At 46.4% G+C, this 4,011-nt stretch carries 2 protein-coding genes; one reads left to right on the forward strand and one right to left on the reverse strand.

Annotated features, from left to right (window positions below):
• The coding region (locus B3182_RS05665) for a TonB-dependent receptor (protein WP_292751914.1) at positions 1–1,926 on the forward strand (1,926 nt) is incomplete at its 5' end.
• Between the two features lie 68 nt (positions 1,927–1,994).
• Here B3182_RS05665 and B3182_RS05670 read toward each other — a convergent pair.
• Positions 1,995–3,677, reverse strand: a complete 1,683-nt coding sequence (locus tag B3182_RS05670; protein ID WP_292357077.1) for an NAD-dependent malic enzyme — start codon at positions 3,675–3,677, stop codon at positions 1,995–1,997.
• Positions 3,678–4,011 lie beyond the last annotated feature (334 nt).

The raw sequence follows: 4,011 nt of genomic DNA on the forward strand, positions 1-4,011 counted from the left end.
GGGGACGTACTGCAAGCCGCTCCCGGTGTCAGGGTCGCTCGTGGCTTTGGTAACTTTCAGGAAACCTACTTCATTCGGGGGTTTCTTCTTTATTCAGATGATGTTGCCTACAATGGCCTCTATTCTTTGTTACCCCGTCAATATATCGCGACAGAGTTATTTGAACGCGTTGAAGTTTTGCGTGGTGCCTCAGCGTTTCTGACAGGTGCCGCTCCGGGTGGAAACGGTATCGGTGGCGTGATTAATCTGCTACCTAAACGGGCGCCTAACTATGACTTAAACCGCATCACTGTCGGTGCATCACACAATGATCAACGCAATGTTGCTGCCGATGTGGCACGACGTTTCGGTGAAAATGACGAGTTTGGTATTCGGGTCAATGCTGCCCATCACAATGGTGGTACCTCGATTGACGATGAAAACGCCGAGCTGAACCTGTTCAGCGTAGGTATGGATTATCGGGGTGATCGACTGCGTTTATCGGCGGATATGGGCTATCAAAATCATCAATTAGATGAAACGCGAACCAATGTAGCGATTAACGGCTTAACAGATGTCGTACCGAAAGCGCCAGATGCGAGCAAGAACTGGGCACAGCCCTGGAGCTATTCCAATGAAGAGGATGTGTTTGGCACCTTCCGTGCAGAATATGACCTCAACGATAATGTAACTGCCTGGGCAGCGTATGGTCTACGTCGGACAGATGAGGATAATTCGCTAGCTAATTTTACGCTTCAGGATGCCCGTTCTGGTGAGGGTGTGATGGGCAGATTTGATAATGCCCGCGAAGATCGCGTTGATACCGGTGAAATCGGCTTCAGAGGCAATTTTGATACGGGTGCAGTCGGCCATGAATGGGTGGTTTCATACTCCTATTTCCAACTTGAAACAAAGAATGCATTTATTGGGGAGTTTGGTGAGCGCCGCCTGGACAGTAATTTATACAATCCGGTTTATTACAACAGACCTGGTTTTGGTAGTGGCTCTGCCACCGGAACATTCTTTGGCAATGACCTCGACTCGCCTAAGTTAACTGGCAGAACAAAACTGAATAGCTTTGCCATTGGTGACACGCTCTCTTTTATGGATGAGCGTTTGTTATTAACGCTGGGCGCCCGTCATCAGGCAATCAAAGTAGATAACTATAGTAGCGACACAGAATCTGAGACGGCTGGGGTGCGGACTTCCTATGAGGACAGTGAGATCACTCCGGCAGCTGGTGCGGTATTTAAGGTCACTGATCAAGTGTCACTCTACGCCAACTATATTGAGAGTTTGGCGCAAGGCGACACTGCACCGGGCACCGGTGTGATTAATGTCGGAGAGTCATTATCACCGTATGTTTCGGAACAAAAAGAAGTGGGCGTCAAATATGAGACGGGGCAGTTAGGTCTGGGCTTGGCCTATTTCACAACGTCAAAACCCAGAGCGGTCATTGAAAATAATATCTTTAAAGAGTCAGGAGAAGATGAACATAAAGGTGTTGAACTGACCGTTTACGGCAAAGCTTCTGACAATGTCAAAGTTTTGGGTGGCGTGACCTGGCTGGATACAGAGCAGAAAGACACCGGGAATGCCACAATTGATGGCAATGAAGTAATTGGTGTGGCTGAATGGCAGGCCAACCTCGGTGCGGAATGGGAAGTCCCTTATCTGGATGGTCTGGCGCTGGATTCCCTCGTGACTTATACCGGTTCGCGTTATGCCGATGACGCGAATACGCTTAAAGTCGATGATTGGACGACGGTCGATATCGGTGCCCGTTATATTTTGGCGGTCGGTAATCAGGACTTGACGTTCAGAGCGCGGGTACATAACTTATTCGACCGTGATTACTGGGCTTCGGTTGGTGGTTTTCCGGGAAATGGCTATTTGGCGCTTGGCGCTCCTCGCACTGTTACGTTAAGCGCGACGATGGATTTCTAATCCAATCACTGGCTATTTAAAAACGGCTTGCAGTTACTCACTGCAAGCCGTTTTTTTATGTTTACAGTTTAGACATTTACCCGTTGGTACTCACGATAACGTGGTAACCAGAAATTATCTTCAATCGCCTGTAATAAAGCGCTATCAGTCATTTCTGGGGCAAGTTTTTTTTGCTGAGCGAGTTTAGCCACTTCAAAGGCAATCTTTTTACTGAGTGTTGCCGAATCGACAAGTGGTGGGAGAAGTTCCTGGTTACCTGGGGTAGTCATTGGTGAAGCCTCAGCCAGCACCTCGCTTGCGGTCATCAACATATCATCGGTAATACGTTCTATTCCGGCAGCCACAACAGCAAGGCCGAGACCCGGGAAAATGTAACTGTTATTGCATTGGGCAATAGGATAAAAACTTCCTTCATACACAATGGGCGTGAAGGGGCTACCAGTAGCAATAAGTGCATTACCTTCTGTCCATTCAATAATCTCTTGTGGGTGGGCTTCTATCTGTTTGGATGGATTGCTTAACGGGAAGATGATCGGTTTTGGACAATGTGAATACATGGATTTAATTATTGCTTCAGTAAATATTCCCGCCTGACCGGAAACACCAATCAACACCGTCGGTTTTGCGTTATCAATGACCTCAGCTAAATTGGCATTGATACCCGAAATATTCCAGGTAGCACACACCAGATCCAGCTGAGCCAGTTTTTGTTGAAAAGCCGGTAATCCAGGCAATGATTGGGTGAGAAGTCCCGGTCGATCAATCATAAAAATGCGTTTGCGGGCATCCATTTCGCTGGTGCCTTCAGTCATCATTTGCGACACAATTTGTTCCGCTATACCACAACCTGCAGATCCCGCTCCGACAAAGACAATAGTTTGCTCGGAAAGCGTTTGCTGTTTGGCACGACAAGCGGCCAATAATGAACCCACGGTCACTGCAGCCGTGCCTTGAATATCATCGTTAAAACAGCAAAGTTCATCACGATAGCGAGTTAACAACGGCAAAGCCTTGCGTTGTTCAAAATCTTCAAACTGTAACAGTGCATTGGGCCAGCGCTTTTTGATAGCGCTAATAAATAAATCAATAAATTCATCATATTGCTGAGCATCAATACGTGGGTGTTGCCAGCCAATATATTGAGGGTTATCCAATAAATCAGCATTATCTGTTCCGACATCCAGCATGATGGGCAGAGTATAGGCCGGGCTGATGCCTCCACAGACTGTATATAAAGAAAGCTTGCCAATGGGAATACCCATCCCACCAACGCCCTGATCACCCAAGCCAAGAATACGACTGCCATCGGTTACCACTATGACTTTTACATTGCGTTTGGTTGCATTCAGCAGAATCTCATCAATATGATGGCGATCGGGATACGAGATAAACAATCCTCTGGCCCGACGATAAATTTGCGAAAACCGCTCACAGGCATCGCCTACGGTGGGTGTATAAATTATCGGCATCATTTCCTGTAGATGATGTTCCAGCAGGTAATAGAACAAGGTTTCGTTATTGTCCTGAATGGTACGCAGATAGATGTGTTTGTTTATTGGTTCTATAAAACTGGAATATTGCTGATAGGCACGTTCAGCTTGTTGTTCGATCGTTTCAAATCGCTGAGGTATCAAACCTTTGAGATTGAATTGCTGCCGTTCCGTTTCGCTGAACGCTGTGCCTTTATTAAGCAGTGAAGTCGCCAGTAGGGTCGGACCAGCGTAGGTGATATAAATAGGTTTGGGCGACATCGCTATAACATTCCGGTTAAGTGTTTAACCCGCAGTATAAACATCTGTTGCAGTCAAAATTCAAATCATCCTGCAAAGAAAAACACATTTATTGAACCGAACTACGAATAAAATAGTGAATAAATAGACCTTTTTGAACGATTGGAAAGCAGATGGGTTGACGAGCAATGCATTAAGGTCGCATATTGTCCCGAAATCAGTGAATCAATGACCGTTTTGTGAGGATCGTTATGCGTTTATCAACCTTGTTAGTATCAATGGCGACACTACTGCTTTCTGCCAATATTTTTGCTGGCAGTGCATCATCCCATGAAGAAACCATGGCGTGCGGCTC

The sequence above is a fragment of the Methylophaga sp. UBA4204 genome (assembly GCF_002379485.1).
In the GTDB taxonomy this organism is placed as follows: Bacteria; Pseudomonadota; Gammaproteobacteria; order Nitrosococcales; family Methylophagaceae; genus Methylophaga.

Coding starts and splice junctions, on each gene's coding strand:
- B3182_RS05670 (WP_292357077.1), bottom strand. CDS start 3,677: ATGTCGCCCAAACCTATTTATATCACCTACGCTGGTCCGACCCTACTG.